The sequence below is a fragment of the Streptomyces sp. NBC_01622 genome (genome assembly GCF_045209635.1).
Taxonomy (GTDB): Bacteria; Actinomycetota; Actinomycetes; order Streptomycetales; family Streptomycetaceae; genus Streptomyces.
In genome coordinates, this window is the sequence record NZ_CP109293.1 from 8,130,865 (window position 1) to 8,144,208 (window position 13,344).

The 13,344-nt window shown below is 70.7% G+C and carries 15 protein-coding genes; 4 read left to right on the forward strand and 11 right to left on the reverse strand.

Features of this window, described 5'->3' with window-relative positions; all coding sequences use genetic code 11:
- Positions 1-47: 47 nt before the first annotated feature.
- From OH768_RS37590 to OH768_RS37620, 7 genes are all read right to left on the reverse strand, one after another.
- Positions 48-701, reverse strand: coding sequence for a LuxR C-terminal-related transcriptional regulator (locus tag OH768_RS37590; protein WP_406460515.1), 654 nt, complete (start codon positions 699-701; stop codon positions 48-50).
- A complete protein-coding gene (locus OH768_RS37595) occupies positions 686-1,942 on the reverse strand; it encodes a sensor histidine kinase (RefSeq protein WP_406460516.1) in 1,257 nt (418 codons plus the stop codon). Before OH768_RS37595 ends, OH768_RS37590 begins: the two co-directional genes overlap by 16 nt.
- A 167-nt stretch (positions 1,943-2,109) precedes the next feature.
- Positions 2,110-3,114, reverse strand: coding sequence for an NAD-dependent epimerase/dehydratase family protein (locus OH768_RS37600; protein ID WP_406460518.1), 1,005 nt, complete (start codon positions 3,112-3,114; stop codon positions 2,110-2,112).
- A 60-nt stretch (positions 3,115-3,174) separates the two neighbouring features.
- Positions 3,175-3,768 (reverse strand): winged helix-turn-helix domain-containing protein, encoded by a 594-nt coding sequence (locus OH768_RS37605; RefSeq protein WP_406460520.1) that lies wholly within the window; start codon positions 3,766-3,768, stop codon positions 3,175-3,177.
- A 293-nt stretch (positions 3,769-4,061) separates the two neighbouring features.
- Positions 4,062-5,030 (reverse strand): DUF6891 domain-containing protein, encoded by a 969-nt coding sequence (locus tag OH768_RS37610; RefSeq protein ID WP_406460522.1) that lies wholly within the window; start codon positions 5,028-5,030, stop codon positions 4,062-4,064.
- 85 nt (positions 5,031-5,115) lie between these two features.
- Positions 5,116-6,144, reverse strand: a complete 1,029-nt coding sequence (gene glnII / locus OH768_RS37615; RefSeq protein WP_262063008.1) for a glutamine synthetase — start codon at positions 6,142-6,144, stop codon at positions 5,116-5,118.
- A gap of 234 nt (positions 6,145-6,378) precedes the next feature.
- Positions 6,379-6,855 (reverse strand): MarR family winged helix-turn-helix transcriptional regulator, encoded by a 477-nt coding sequence (locus tag OH768_RS37620; protein WP_406465608.1) that lies wholly within the window; start codon positions 6,853-6,855, stop codon positions 6,379-6,381.
- Between the two features lie 52 nt (positions 6,856-6,907).
- On the opposite strand from OH768_RS37620, the gene OH768_RS37625 reads away from it, so the two are divergent.
- Positions 6,908-7,777 carry an alpha/beta fold hydrolase gene (locus OH768_RS37625; RefSeq protein ID WP_406460524.1) on the forward strand — a complete coding sequence of 290 codons (870 nt, stop codon included), beginning with the start codon at positions 6,908-6,910 and terminating at the stop codon, positions 7,775-7,777.
- Positions 7,778-7,780: 3 nt separating this feature from the next.
- Here OH768_RS37625 and OH768_RS37630 read toward each other — a convergent pair whose 3' ends face one another.
- On the reverse strand, positions 7,781-8,473 hold the full coding sequence (locus OH768_RS37630; protein ID WP_406460525.1) for a hypothetical protein: 693 nt from the start codon (positions 8,471-8,473) through the stop codon (positions 7,781-7,783).
- A gap of 131 nt (positions 8,474-8,604) precedes the next feature.
- Positions 8,605-8,964 carry an arsenate reductase family protein gene (locus tag OH768_RS37635; protein WP_406460527.1) on the reverse strand — a complete coding sequence of 120 codons (360 nt, stop codon included), beginning with the start codon at positions 8,962-8,964 and terminating at the stop codon, positions 8,605-8,607.
- 164 nt (positions 8,965-9,128) lie between these two features.
- Between OH768_RS37635 and OH768_RS37640 the strand changes: the two genes are divergently transcribed.
- A complete protein-coding gene (locus tag OH768_RS37640) occupies positions 9,129-9,443 on the forward strand; it encodes a hypothetical protein (RefSeq protein WP_026179521.1) in 315 nt (104 codons plus the stop codon).
- Between the two features lie 73 nt (positions 9,444-9,516).
- Here the strand turns inward: OH768_RS37640 and OH768_RS37645 are convergent, their stop codons facing one another.
- A complete protein-coding gene (locus tag OH768_RS37645) occupies positions 9,517-10,701 on the reverse strand; it encodes a winged helix DNA-binding domain-containing protein (RefSeq protein WP_406460529.1) in 1,185 nt (394 codons plus the stop codon).
- A 129-nt stretch (positions 10,702-10,830) separates the two neighbouring features.
- On the opposite strand from OH768_RS37645, the gene OH768_RS37650 reads away from it, so the two are divergent.
- Positions 10,831-12,171 (forward strand): DUF2252 domain-containing protein, encoded by a 1,341-nt coding sequence (locus OH768_RS37650; RefSeq protein WP_406460530.1) that lies wholly within the window; start codon positions 10,831-10,833, stop codon positions 12,169-12,171.
- Between the two features lie 228 nt (positions 12,172-12,399).
- Positions 12,400-12,711: a hypothetical protein gene (locus tag OH768_RS37655; RefSeq protein WP_406460532.1), complete on the forward strand. Its 312-nt coding sequence runs from the start codon at positions 12,400-12,402 to the stop codon at positions 12,709-12,711.
- Positions 12,712-12,748: 37 nt separating this feature from the next.
- On the opposite strand, the gene OH768_RS37660 is transcribed toward OH768_RS37655, so the two are convergent.
- A complete protein-coding gene (locus OH768_RS37660) occupies positions 12,749-13,342 on the reverse strand; it encodes a hypothetical protein (RefSeq protein WP_406460534.1) in 594 nt (197 codons plus the stop codon).
- Positions 13,343-13,344 lie beyond the last annotated feature (2 nt).

Here is a 13,344-nt window from a genome sequence, read left to right on the forward strand (position 1 = left end):
AACTGCCCTTTAAACACCGGCAGTTGTGATCGACTCACAGCCAGTGCTCAGCGTCCCTGGTCCAAATAGGCCAATACCGCCAGCACGCGGCGATTGTCATCGTCGGAGACTTCCAGTCCCAGTTTGGCGAAAATATTGGACGTGTGCTTCCCGATCGCCCGTTCCGTCACGACAAGTTGCCCCGCGATCGCCGCGTTCGACCGCCCCTGCGCCATCAGTTCGAGGACCTCGACCTCCCGAGGGGTCAACCGCCCCAGCGGCCGGTCGTCGGCCGCCCGCCGCGCCAGCAACTGCTGAATGACCTGCGGATCCATCACCGTCCCACCGCCCGCCACCCGCCGTACGGCGTCCACGAACTGCTCCGCCTCGAACACCCGGTCCTTCAGCAGATAGCCCACCCCGCCACTCCCGTCGGCGAGCAACTCCCGCGCGTACAACTGCTCCACGTGCTGCGACAGCACCAGCACCGGAAACCCGGGCCGCTCCCGCCGCGCCCGCAACGCGCACTGCAACCCCTCGTCGGTGTGCGTGGGCGGCAGCCGTACGTCGACCACGGCCACGTCCGGCGCCAACTCGGCCAGCGCCCGGGTGAGTTCGGGCCCGCTCTCCACAGCGGCGGCGATCTCGAAGTCGTAGGCCTCCAACAGCCGAACCAGCCCGTCCCGCAGCAGGAACAGGTCTTCGGCTAGGACAACGCGCACGGAATCTCCATGGTCACCACGGTGGGACCGCCCGCGGGGCTGCTGACGGCCAGGACGCCGTCGAATGTACCGAGTCGCCGCCCGACTCCGGAGAGTCCCGACCCCGCCCCGACCACGGCGCCACCCCTACCGTTGTCGGTGGCGGAAATCCGCAACAGACCTTCCCCGTAGCGCATATCGACCCACATACGGTCGGCCCCCGAATGCTTCACCGCGTTGGTCAGCACCTCGCTCACCGCGAAGTACGCGGCCGACTCGACCGGCGCGTCCGCCCGCCCGCCCCCGAAGTCCACGCTCACCTCCGTCGGCACCGGCAGCCGCAGCGCCAACGCCCTTACGGCATCGCCGAGTCCGCGCTCCGCCAGCACCGGCGGATGGATCCCGCGCACCAGATCACGCAACTCGCCCAGCGCCTCGACGGACGACTGCCGAGCCCGGGCGAGCAGTTCCCGGGCCTTCGCCGGATTCTTTTCGAGCAGCGCTTCGATTGTCCCGAGATCCATCCCCATGGCCACCAGCCGGGCCTGCGCACCGTCGTGCAGATCACGCTCGATACGCCGCAGCTCGGCCGCCGAGGAATCCACCGCGTCCCGCCGAGTCTCGGTCAACACCCTTACCCGCTCGGCGAGTTCACCCTGCCCCGGAGCGAGCAAGGAGCGGGTGAGCAGAAAATGGACCCGCAGCAGGGCGGGCGTGAGGAAGGAGGAAGCGACGAGCAGCGCGACACCCAGCAGCCCCGCGAGCAAGGCACTGCCCTGCCCACTCACCGGCACGAACCCGTACCACCACCCGACATACGTCCCGTCCGTGAACACCCGCCACAACCCGAAGGCCAGCGCGAACCCCTCCAGCGGATAGAACACCAGGGCAGCGGGCACCAGCGCGGTGACGAACCCGGCGACCATGTCGACGGGCAGCCACCGGAGATCACGCCAGGTGGCGGGGTCACCGAGCATCCGGAAGGTACGCGTCCAGGGCCGCGCACCGCTCGGGACCGGCCGATACGCCGGCGGAATACGCACCCCGCACCACCGCACGGCAAGCAGCCGCCGCCGATCCGCGTGCGCCCGCACCCCGGCCAGCACCCAGGGTGTGGTGATCAGCCCGAGCCCCACAGGGATGAGCACGAGGGAGACGAGGGTGAGGACGAAGAGGGCGAGGGACCCGTAGAGGGAGATGAGAGCGAGGGCGAGGCCGCGCAGCCCGGCCGTGACAACCGTACGGGCCCTGTTCGTGTCCATACGCCCAGTCTCACGGAGAGGGGCGAGGAGGTCACGGGGCCGGGCCACCGTGGAGGGGGTGTCGCTACCACCACCGGTTGTTTTCGTTTTTAGGGGCGCGGGGCTGCATCGATGTGCGGCTCCGCCGCGTGGGCGCGACCAGCCCCCACGCACCCGCAGCCGACAAACTACGACCCCAACGGCACCCCAAGCACCTTCGCCTCCACAACAGGGTCAAGCCCCACCCCCGGCCGATCCGGCCGCTGCGGCGCGGAACCCCCGATGCCCTGCAACCACTCCCACGTATCAGCCACCGTCTCCTCGACAGGACGACAGCTCAGCCCAGCCGCCACCGCCCGGGACACATCCGCACTGTGCAACGCGTCGTACCCCTCACTAAAGCCCGGAATCCACACCGGCAGCTGAGTCCACGGCTCGATACCGGCATCGAGCACGACATCCGGAGAGGTCCACCGCAACTCGGCCGCCCCACCAGTGACCCGCACACACGCGTCCAACAAGGACCCCATCGTCGCGTGCCCCTGCGGAGAGGTCAGGTTGTACGCCCCGCTCAACCCGCGCTCCACCGAACCAAGCACCCACTCCGCGAGATCCCGCACATCCACGTACTGGATGGGAAGCCCCCGCGGCCCCGGCGCCAACACCGGCCCACCCCGCGCAACCCGCCCCAGCCACCACGGCAACCGCCCGACGTTCTCGTACGGCCCGAGAATCAGCCCGGCCCGCACGAGCACCGACCGCTCCGCTCCGAACGCCCCCAGCGCCGCGAGCTCCCCGCCCAGCTTGTCGCGCGCGTAGTCCGTCTTGTCGGCGTCGGGCTCGGCGCCCTCGACGACGGGCGCGTCCTCGGCGTATCCGGCGGGCGGCGCCCACTCGTACACCGAGCGGCTCGACACATACACATACCGGCCCGCCCGCCCGGCGAGCAGCCGCGCAGCGTCGTGCACCGCGCGGGGCGCCGCCGACCAGGTGTCGACGACGGCGTCCCACTCGCCCTCGGCCACCGCGTCGAGCCCACCGGACGCGGTGCGGTCACCCCGCAACGCCCGTACCCCGGGCAGGGCCTCGTGCCGTCCCCGGTTGAGGACGGTCACCTCCCAGCCCCGCCCGAGGGCCGCCTCCACGACGGCCCGTCCCGCGAACTCCGTACCGCCCAGCACCAGAAGTCTCATACCTGCGACTCTGCCCGGGCGGCCCACGGAACGGAACGTGAATCTGCCGTCAGCAGACGATCAACGCGCGGTCGGCGGCGTGTACTTGTACCCGACCCGGCGCACCGTCTGGATCGCCTTGCGGTGCTCGACGCCCAGCTTGCGGCGCAGCCGGGCGATGTGGACGTCGACGGTACGGCCGTCACCCACGTGTCCGTAGCCCCACACCGTGGTGACCAACTGGTCGCGGGTGTGCACCCGGTTGGGGTGGGCCACCAGGTGGGCGAGGAGTTCGAACTCCAGGTACGTGAGGTCGAGTTCCTCGCCCTTGAGCTGTGCGGTGCGCTGCACGGTGTCGATGCGGACGAGCGGTTCGGCGTCGACGGTGATGCCGGGTACGTCGTCCGGCAGGACGTCGGGGTGCCCGGTCCGGGCGAGATGCGGGCTGTCGGCCGGGATGAGGACGAGGTACCCGACCATCGGCGGCTGCCCCGGCAGGGTGGGCAGCGTGTGCGGCGGCGCCGGCAGCCAGGTGGCACCCGGCGGCAGGAACTCCGCGACGTCGATCACCTCGTCCCGGTCGACGGCACGCAGATGGTTCCGCGTGCCGTTCGGAGCGGGGGAGGGTGCCGGGGCGTCGAGGGTGGCGGAGGGCAGAGAACGGATGATCGCCATGAGAGGTCAGCTCTTTCGCGCGAGAGGTTCGTCGAGGGACGTACGTCGAGTCGCGCAGGCCGGAGGCCGAGGGTGTACGGCTTTAGAGGGCCGGCGCGTTCATCGCGCGACAACACACCCGGTCGAAGTCATGGTGCTGACGGGAAGGCCAGAAGGGCTCCAGGTCACGGCGACCCGTCGCTCCGCACTTCTGGTAGTTGCCCATGGGCCCATTGAAGCAGACACACGCCCGCAACAGGACCCTCCTCTCACAGCTTGGACGCCCCCTTGGCGGGAAATTGACGTCCGGCCCCTCATCCCACCAGCCGTCTGTGCCAGGTCAGCGGCTTGACGTCGATGGCGTTGTCCGGATCGCCGTCCCAGCCGGCGGACAGCCCGGCGGCCCGGAGCGCGGCCAGCACCTCGTGCCCGACGGCCGTGGTGGTCTCGGCCGAGCCGTCGAATCCGCCGTAGTGCAGAGCGAGTCCGTGCCCCTCGGCGGCGCGCTCCGTGGCCTGTTCGTGGAAGAAGACGAAACCCCGGGCGCCCTCCTGCTTCGCGGCTATCTCCGCGAGGCCGCAACCTCCGCAACAGCCGAAGTTCTCCCTGGCCGTGATACCGCTCGCCTCCAGCGCCTCGAAGGCGTGGGTGAGCCGGTCCGGTTCGGTGACCCCCTCCCAGTCCGCCTGCTCGGTCACCCGCTCCACCCACAGCCGGTCCACCAGCCGTGCGGCCTGCGCGCGGGACACCGGCCGCTCGTCGCCCTTGACGAGGTAGTCCTCGGCGATCTCGGTCAGCGTCTTCCGGTCGTCGTAGCCGCAGCGCAGCCGCGTCCTGACCCGCTCCTCGACCTTCTCCCGCACCTCGTCGGGGAGTTCGGGCACCTCCTCCGGGGGCCCCAGGTCGACCGGCTTCCAGCCGACGCCCGCGTCCCAGCCGGCCGTCTGCCGTGCCCAGCCGGTCAGCAGCTCCGCCACTTGCCCGGGATCCGTGAGATTCGTGCCGTAGAACTCGTCCTCGGTCAGGCGGTGTTCGAGCCGGTAGTCCCCGCCCTTCTCGTGCCAGACCTGCGCGAACACGTCAGGGAGGTCGGGTATCCGCTGCACGACCAGGAAACGGTCGCGGGCGCCCCCGATCCGCGCCACCAGTTTCCGCAGCCTCCCCCACTCTCGACTTCGCTCGAGCGGGGGGACCCCCATCGCCGAAATCCGTGGGTACGCCTGCCCGTTCTCCGTCCCGGCCTTGATGTCGAGGCCCTCGTCGAGGCCCCCGTTGCCGTCCATGGATCAAGACTCGCACGCGCCACTGACAACGCGAGGGGGCGCCCACCGTGACGGTGGGCGCCCCCTCGCGCGAGTGCGGGGCGGATCAGACCTGGCCGGCCTTCTCCAGGGCGGAGCAGCACGTGTCGACGATGAGGCGCGTCACGAGGTACGGGTCGACGTTGGCGTTCGGACGGCGGTCCTCGATGTAGCCCTTGCCGTCCTTCTCGACCTGCCACGGGATACGGACCGAGGCGCCGCGGTTGGAGACGCCGTAGGAGTACTCGTTCCACGGGGCGGTCTCGTGCAGGCCCGTCAGGCGGTCGTCGATACCGGCGCCGTAGTGCTTGACGTGGTCGAGGGGCTTGGAGCCCTCGCCGAGGGACTCGCACGCGGTGATGATCGCGTCGTAGCCCTCGCGCATGGCCTTGGTGGAGAAGTTGGTGTGCGCGCCCGCGCCGTTCCAGTCGCCCTTGACCGGCTTGGGGTCGAGGGTCGCGGAGATGCCGAAGTCCTCGGCGGTGCGGTAGAGCAGCCAGCGGGCGATCCACAGGTGGTCGGAGACCTCCAGCGGGGAGACCGGGCCGACCTGGAACTCCCACTGGCCGGGCATGACCTCGGCGTTGATGCCGGAGATCGCGAGACCGGCCTTCAGGCAGTTCTCCAGGTGGGCCTCGACGATCTCGCGGCCGAAGATCTCGTCGGCGCCGACACCGCAGTAGTAGCCGCCCTGGGGCGCCGGGAAGCCGCCCTCGGGGAAGCCCAGCGGACGGGCGCCGTCGAAGAAGGTGTACTCCTGCTCGATGCCGAAGATCGGCTCCTGCGCGGCGAACTTCTCGGAGACCTCGACGAGCGCGGCACGCGTGTTGGACTCGTGCGGCGTCATGTCGATCTCGAGGACCTCGCACATGACGAGGATGTCGTCGCCGCCGCGGATCGGGTCCGGGAAGCTGGCGACCGGCTTGAGCACGCGGTCCGAGGAGTGCCCCTCGGCCTGGTTCGTGGACGACCCGTCGAAGCCCCAGATCGGGAGCTCGGCGCCCTTGGCGTCGTCGGCCAGAATCTTCGTCTTGGAACGGAGCTTGGCCGTCGGCTGGGTGCCGTCGATCCAGATGTACTCAGCCTTGAAGGTCACGGGCCACATCCTTCGGGGTGGGTCATTCGTCGCACTTGCGGGTGCTGCGGCGCAGCGGCACTGGAGCGCCGCGATTCATGCCGGGCAGCCTGTCAACATGCGATTTCCCGATCATTGCTCAAGTGTGAACCCCGTGTTACCTGGCGATGCTGTGGCGCGATTCACCCCACCCGCGCCCGGCCGACTGTTCGCAGTCGCAGACGGGGGCGGTCCGACGGCTCGTATGCGATGGGGTTAGCCCTCGGCGGCGGCCTCGCGGACCCCGCTCAGGAAGCCCCGGATCGCCGCCAACTCCCGCTCGTCGTACCCCTGGAGCAGTGCTACGGCGCTCCCGATGAGCGGACCGAAGAAGGACTGCCCGAGGTCGACCGCCCGCTGGTCCACTTCGACCACGACCTTGCGCCGGTCCCCCTCGCTCCGCGTCCGTCGCACATGCCCGGCCCGTTCCAGCCGGTCGACCAGGGCGGTGGTCCCCGCCGAGTTGAGCCCGAGCGCGGCGCCGAGGCGTCCGGTCGTCATCTCCTCGCCGGCCCGGGCGGCGTCCATGAGGGCGATCAGGGCGCGTACGTCCGTGGGGTGCATGCCGTTCTGGTTCGCGAACCGGGCGCTGTGCAGGCCGAGTTCGACCGCGACGGCCCGCAGGAGATGCACGATCTCCATCTCTGGCCCCGGCTCCGATCCCTGGTTCGGCACGCTCGCCTCCGATATCATCTCGCTCACCGAGTATCTCGTTCAGCGAGATAATAGGGGAGGGTGGCCGACCATGGGAACGCGCAGCACGTACGACCCCGAGCGCTTCGGGTCCGCCTACGACAAGGTCATGGCGAAGTGGCCCGAGCAGCGGGAGGCGGCGGTCGTCCCGACGCCGTTCGGGGAGACGTACGTGAATGTGTGCGGGCCCGCCGACGGGCGGCCGCTCGTACTGCTGCCGGGCGGCGGGGGAGCGACCTCGGCGTCCTGGTACGCCCAGGCCGGCGAGCTCGCCAGGGCCGGCCACCGCGTCCACGCCGTCGACCTGATCGGCTTCCCGGGCCGGAGTGTCGCCGCGCCCGGCCGCCGCCCGCGCACGGTGGCCGACCTGATGACCTGGCTGGACGCGGTGTTCGACGGGCTGGGCGTGACGCCGGCCGCCGACCTCGGCGGTCATTCCTACGGCGGCTGGATCGCCCTGCACCACGCCCTGCACGCGCCCGACCGGATACGCCGTCTGTTCCTCCTCGACCCGACCCAGTGCTTCGCCGGGTTCGAGACGGCGTATCTGCTGCACGCGCTGCCGATGCTGCTGCGGCCCACCGCGCGCCGGGTCCGCGCGTTCCTGGAGTGGGAGACCGGGGGAGCGGCGCTTGACCCCGACTGGCTGCGCCTCCAGGAGGCGGGCGCGGGGTTCCCGTCCGCGAAACCGGTGACCGGTCCCCGCCCGGCGCCGAACGCGCTGCGCGGGCTGAACGCGTCGGTCCTGCTGCTTCTGGCCGGAAGCAGCAGGACCTATGACACGCACCTGGTGGCGACCCGGGCGGCCGGACTGCTGCCGCACGTGGAGACGGAGATCCTCGCGGACGTCTCCCACCACGCGCTGCCGCATTCCGCGCCTGAGCGACTGGGCCGTCACCTCACCGGTTTTCTCGGACCCTGAGCGTCACCCCACCTTCTGGATCAGAGCACGGCGGATGAGGAACTTGCCGGGCTCACGGACCTGTTCGAAAGCGGCGTTGTTCAGCAGGACACAGCTGCCGGAGACCGAAGTCACCTTCACCGTCGTGGACTTGTTGTTGTCCAGGTTGGTGACCTTCAGCGTCGTCCCCGCCGGGAACTGGTTGCTGGAGGCGGCGGGCGCACCGGCCTCGCCGGAGAGCGTGACGGTCGAGCCGTTGCACACCTGGCTGCCCGCAGCGGCACCGGTGCCGGTGTTGCCAGTGTTGCCCGCCGGAGGGGTCGCCTTGGAGGTGGCCGTGGCCGTGGCCGCGGGTGCGGACTGCGCGGGCTGTGCGGCCTGGGAGCCCTGAGCCGACTCCCCAACCGTGCAACCGGACGCCTTCTGCTGCACCTTGATCTGCGCGATGACCGCCTCGCGGTTGGCGATCCGTGCCGCCGACTGCGCGTCGGGATTGGCCTTCTGGCCGGCGATGAAGCTCTGGTTGTTGCCGAGAGCGGTGGCGAGCCCCTGGCAGACCGTCGAGTTCGTCGCGGACAGCGTCTTGGCGTTCTGGGCCGTCGACTGCGACGCGTTCGACGTGGTGGCGAGAGCGAAGGCCCCGCCTCCGGCGACCGCCGCGGCGGTGACCAGCAGCGCCAGCTTCTTCTTCGTGCTGGCAGTTCTCCTGCGCGACATGCGCGTCTCCTGTGGGGTAGGGGACCGTACGCCGCTATGTACGGGATGCCGAACGATGTAACTCATCCGACACAGAAGTCACTGAAGTGACGTACGCCACACAGGAGTTGTGGATCAGTCACCGCACCCCGCTACCGGGACAGCGCCTCCCGTACGGCCTCGTCACTGCGCGCGACCACCGCCGTACCGTCGTCCGCGGTGATGATCGGCCGCTGGATCAGCTTCGGATGCGCGGCGAGCGCCGACACCCACCGCTCCCTCGAACTCGCGTCCCGCGCCCACTCCTTGAGCCCCAGCTCCTTCGCCACGGCCTCCTGGGTGCGGGTGATGTCCCACGGTTCGAGCCCGAGCCGCTCCAGTACGTCCCTGATCTCGGCCTCGCTCGGCACGTCCTCCAGATAGCGGCGGACGGTGTACTCGGCCCCCTGGGCGTCGAGCAGGCTCACGGCACTGCGGCACTTGGAACAGGCCGGGTTGATCCAGATCTCCATGGGACTCACGGTACGCGAAAACCCGTCTTCCACCTGCGTCACAGCGCCCTCAACAGCCGTTGTGGCCAGGGCGTTTGTCAGTGGCGGGCAGTAGAATAGAAGCAGTGTTCGAGGGTGTCGCCGGGGGGTCCGGACGGCGCCCTGACCGCGACAGGAGGATGTCCGTGCCCGCTGCCGCACTGAAGCCGAAGCCGCTGCCGACCCAGTCCACCGCGAAGCGCTCCGTCCAACTCGACCTGCCCTACGTCCCCGTGGCGAAGCGGCCGCTGCCGCCCGGACGCCCGCGGGAGTGGTACGTCACGCACAACCGCCGCCTCAAGGCGATGCGGCTGGCCATCGCCCTGCTCGACTCGGGCGTGTACGTCCCGAACCAGGCCCGCAACGAGACGATCCGCACCACCGCCGAACTGATCGGCGTCCACGCACCGTCGGACACGACGTGTCATATGGTGCGGGCGCTGATGCGGTACTCGCGCTGAGCCGTGGCGCCGGGCGCCCTGTGTTCTCGGGGCGCCCGGCGCCGGTATCCGGCAACGCTGAAAAGGCGTGCCCCTACGCCGACAACTCCTTCTCCACCGGCGTCCGGAACCGCGGTGTCACCCGTGTCGCCCCCACCCACCCCCGCAACCGCTCCGCCGCCTCCCCGATCGCCGCCTCCGCCTCCCGGCCGACGTCCGTCCGGTCGAGCACGCGCCACACGATCTCCCCGTCCGGCCGCTGGGCCCAACTGCCCACCACCCGCCCGTTCCACCACACCGTGGGCCCCACGTTGCCGCTGTAGTCGAACAACGCGGGACGCAACTCCGGTGCCAGGTACCAGTCCCGGTGCTGCCAGCCCATCGCCGTCGGATCGAGCGCGGGCAGCAGGGCCGCCCAGGGTTCGGCGGGGCCGGCCAGCGGGGCGAGGTCACCGGCGGCGACGTACCCCGTGCCCTCGTCCAGGGACACCGGCTCCGCGCCGATCGCCGTCAGCGCCCGGCGGACTTCCGTCACCCGCCACCCCGTCCACCACTTCAGGTCGGCCTCGGTGGCCGGGCCGCAGGCCGTGAGCCAGCGTCGCAGCAGGGCCGACTGGGCCTCGGCGACGTCCAGTTCGGGATGTTCCGGCGCCACCGCCCAGCGCAGCTGGTTCGACGTCCAGCCGCCGAGCGGACGGCCCCTTACGATCTTCCCCTCGACCCCCAGCACCCTCAGCAGCCGGGTCGAGAGGGTGTGGACGCCCTCGTAGTTCTTCCCGGCCGCGTACACCCACTGTTCCCTCAACCTCGGTTCGTCCTCGGCGAGTTCGGCCGCCGTCGCCTGCCCGCGCCGGGCCAGCGCGGCGAGCGCCGCGTCCTCCACCTCCTTCAGCCAGACCGCGTCCGGCGCCCCCGCCTTCGCCATGTCCTTGATCAGCGAGGCCCGTTCACGTGCGGCGACGGCGAGTCCGGTCGACGCGTGCACGACGGCGGTCAGATCGGCTGGGAACACGAACACCGTGTGCCGCATGCCGTGCATACGGACGAGGGTGCGGTCCTCGTACAGGGCGCGGGCGGTCTCCGCCACCGTGACGGCAGGGTCGGCGAGGCGTGCGCCCACGGCCAGGTACACGGTCGCCGGGTCCGTGCCGTGCAGGGCGACGAGGGAGTCGGCGACTTCTTCCGGGCATGCCGCGCGTGTCGTTCCGGCGAGTCGGTGGCGCAGCGCGAGCCTGGCCTGCCGTTCGGCTGCGCCGACGTACCGTCCCTTGCCGCTCATCCAGGCCTCCAGCCTGAGAGGTCCACTTCTCGACAGACAGTAAACGGGTGGGTGGGCAGACAATCTGTCCGTTCACCCGATCGCCCTGCGCGAAATGCGCCCCCACGCCCACCCGGTTTCACTGCGTACATGACCACCCCGGCCGACCGAGCGGAGCGAGGCCGCGCCGCGCGCAAACGCGTCCCCCGTTCCGCGCACGCCGGCTGGATCCCCTCCGTGGACCGCCCGGACCCCGTCGCCGTACTGGAACGCCAGGGCCGCGACCGTCTCCCGGAACTCCTCCCGATCCGCTACGGCCGCATGTCCGCCTCCCCCTTCGCCTTCCTGCGCGGCTCGGCCGCCGTGATGGCCGCCGACCTCGCCTCCCAGCCGCACACCGGGCTCACCGTGCAGCTCTGCGGCGACGCGCACCTCCTCAACTTCGGCCTGTACGCGTCCCCGGAACGTGCCCTGCTCTTCGACCTCAACGACTTCGACGAGACGTTCCCGGGCCCCTTCGAGTGGGACGTCAAACGCCTCGCCGCCAGCATCACAGTCGCCGCCCGCGAGAACGGCCACGGCGACACCAAGGCCCACCGCGCCGCACTGGAGGCGACCGCCACCTACCGTACGGCGCTGCGCGCCCTGGCCCGCAAGGGCGAACTCGACGTCTGGTACGACCGGATCGACGCCGACAGCCTGCTGCCCCTGGTCCGCTCCGCCCGCAACCGCCGCCGCGTCGAGTCCAGCCTCACCCGCGCCCGCCGCCGCACCAGCCTGCACGCCGTGGGCAAGCTCACCGAGACCGTCGACGGCCGCCACCGCATCGTCCACGACCCGCCCCTCCTGGAACCGGCCGGCGCCTCGGACATGGCTGCCGTACGCAAGATCTTCAGCGACTACCGCTCCACCCTCGCCGAGGAACGCCGCCTGCTGCTCGACCGCTACCGCTTCGTCGACGCCGCCCGCAAGGTCGTCGGCGTCGGCAGCGTCGGTACCCGCTGCTTCATCGTGCTGCTCGCCGGCCGCGACCAGGACGACCCGCTGTTCCTGCAGATCAAGGAGGCACGGAAGTCCGTACTGGAGGAGCATCTGCCGAGCGGACCGTACGTCCACCCCGGTCACCGCGTCGTCGCCGGACAGCGTCTGCTCCAGGCCGCGAGCGACATCTTCCTCGGCTGGATGACCGGACCGCAGGGCCGCGCCTTCTACTGGCGCCAGCTGCGCGACATGAAGGGCTCCGCCGACGTCGCCGGCATGAGCCCGGCGGAACTCCTCGCCTACGGCCGCCTGTGCGGCACGGCGCTGGCCCGCGCCCACGCCCGCTCCGGCGACCGCGTCGCCATCGCCGCGTACCTGGGCGGCACCGACACCTTCGAACACGCCGTGGCCGACTTCGCCTCGGCCTACGCCCCCCAGACCGCCGCCGACCATGCGAGCCTGAGCGCGGCGGTGGCGGCGGGCGTGGTGACAGCGGCGCCGGGGATCTGACGGGGTCGACTCCGGGTCGCCCAAAAAGAAGATGCACGCCGAGTGATCGCGCCCCTACGCTGGACACACGTTGCGGAGCTGCCCACCACCGCTTTACGCAGGACAGGCACCACCCCGCGGACTCGGGGCTACTCTCTACGCACCGACGGCCGGACGCCCTCCCCCAGCGCCCCGTCGCGCCCACAACAGATCACCGCTCGTACACACCCACGCCCACGGAGGCCCGTCATGGGCACCATCGTCATATCCGGGACCGTCGTCCTGGTCGTCTTCGGCTTCGGCAACCACGTCTGGTGGCTGGCCGCAGTCGCCGTTCTCTTCCTGTACCTGCAGTACGGCAGGGACTCCTCGTCCTCCTCGTCCTCGTCCTCCTCGGCTTCGTCCTCGTCGGCCGCGGGCTCCTCCTCGGGAGGCGGAGCCACACCGACGAGCTACCGCGCGTACCGCGACCGCCGGGACAAGCAGGCCAGGTGGGAGCGCCGCTACCAGCGCGAACGCCCCCTGGAGTCGCGTCGGCAGGCGCGCGAGAAGAGCAAGTGAGAGCAGGGGGAGATCAAGTAGGACACGGGGGCGCCCCTCACAACCCGGGGGCGCCCCACACCGGGAACCACCGGCTCAGATCCTGCTCGATCCGCAGGTCGTTGCCGAGCATCGACTTGACCTGCAGTTCCAGTGAGCTGTCGCGCCGCTGACCGTCACCGGCCAGCGGCGCGAACGGGAAGAACGTCCCGCGCTTGTAGAGATAGACGAGCGCGAGCCGCCGGCCCCCGTCGGCCCCTCCGTCCTCGAACCCGGCCAGCGAGCACAGCAGTTGGGGCCCGAAGCCGTTGACCTCCATCGCGCTGTTGACCGCGTGCAGATCGTTGACCAGCGCCGAGAGCTGGTCGGGCGCCCGGTGCGAGACCAGCCAGGAGTAGCCGTAGGCGTCCTGGGTCAGCTCCACCGGCGGACCGGTGCGCTCCGCGTCCGCATCCAGGAGTGCCTGGACCTCCCGGTGCGTCTGCTCGAAGGCCCCGCCCTCCACCGTGGCGAAGCACACCGCACCGCGCCCGGTCGCGGTGAATCCGGCCGCCGCCTCCAGCGTCACCGCCGCCGAGGGCAGCGCGAACAGCTGGTCGAGATCGGGGGCGACCGGTTTCGTACGGCCGAGCAGGATGTCGAGCAAGCCCATCC

Bases quoted from the DNA above. Each gene is read 5' to 3' on its own strand.
- OH768_RS37595 (WP_406460516.1), bottom strand. From the start codon at position 1,942: ATGGACACGAACAGGGCCCGTACGGTTGTCACGGCCGGGCTGCGCGGC.
- OH768_RS37600 (WP_406460518.1), bottom strand. From the start codon at position 3,114: ATGAGACTTCTGGTGCTGGGCGGTACGGAGTTCGCGGGACGGGCCGTC.
- OH768_RS37605 (WP_406460520.1), bottom strand. From the start codon at position 3,768: ATGGCGATCATCCGTTCTCTGCCCTCCGCCACCCTCGACGCCCCGGCA.
- OH768_RS37610 (WP_406460522.1), bottom strand. From the start codon at position 5,030: ATGGACGGCAACGGGGGCCTCGACGAGGGCCTCGACATCAAGGCCGGG.
- OH768_RS37620 (WP_406465608.1), bottom strand. From the start codon at position 6,855: ATGATATCGGAGGCGAGCGTGCCGAACCAGGGATCGGAGCCGGGGCCA.
- OH768_RS37625 (WP_406460524.1), top strand. From the start codon at position 6,908: ATGGGAACGCGCAGCACGTACGACCCCGAGCGCTTCGGGTCCGCCTAC.
- OH768_RS37630 (WP_406460525.1), bottom strand. From the start codon at position 8,473: ATGTCGCGCAGGAGAACTGCCAGCACGAAGAAGAAGCTGGCGCTGCTG.
- OH768_RS37635 (WP_406460527.1), bottom strand. From the start codon at position 8,964: ATGGAGATCTGGATCAACCCGGCCTGTTCCAAGTGCCGCAGTGCCGTG.
- OH768_RS37645 (WP_406460529.1), bottom strand. From the start codon at position 10,701: ATGAGCGGCAAGGGACGGTACGTCGGCGCAGCCGAACGGCAGGCCAGG.
- OH768_RS37650 (WP_406460530.1), top strand. From the start codon at position 10,831: ATGACCACCCCGGCCGACCGAGCGGAGCGAGGCCGCGCCGCGCGCAAA.
- OH768_RS37655 (WP_406460532.1), top strand. From the start codon at position 12,400: ATGGGCACCATCGTCATATCCGGGACCGTCGTCCTGGTCGTCTTCGGC.
- OH768_RS37660 (WP_406460534.1), bottom strand. From the start codon at position 13,342: ATGGGCTTGCTCGACATCCTGCTCGGCCGTACGAAACCGGTCGCCCCC.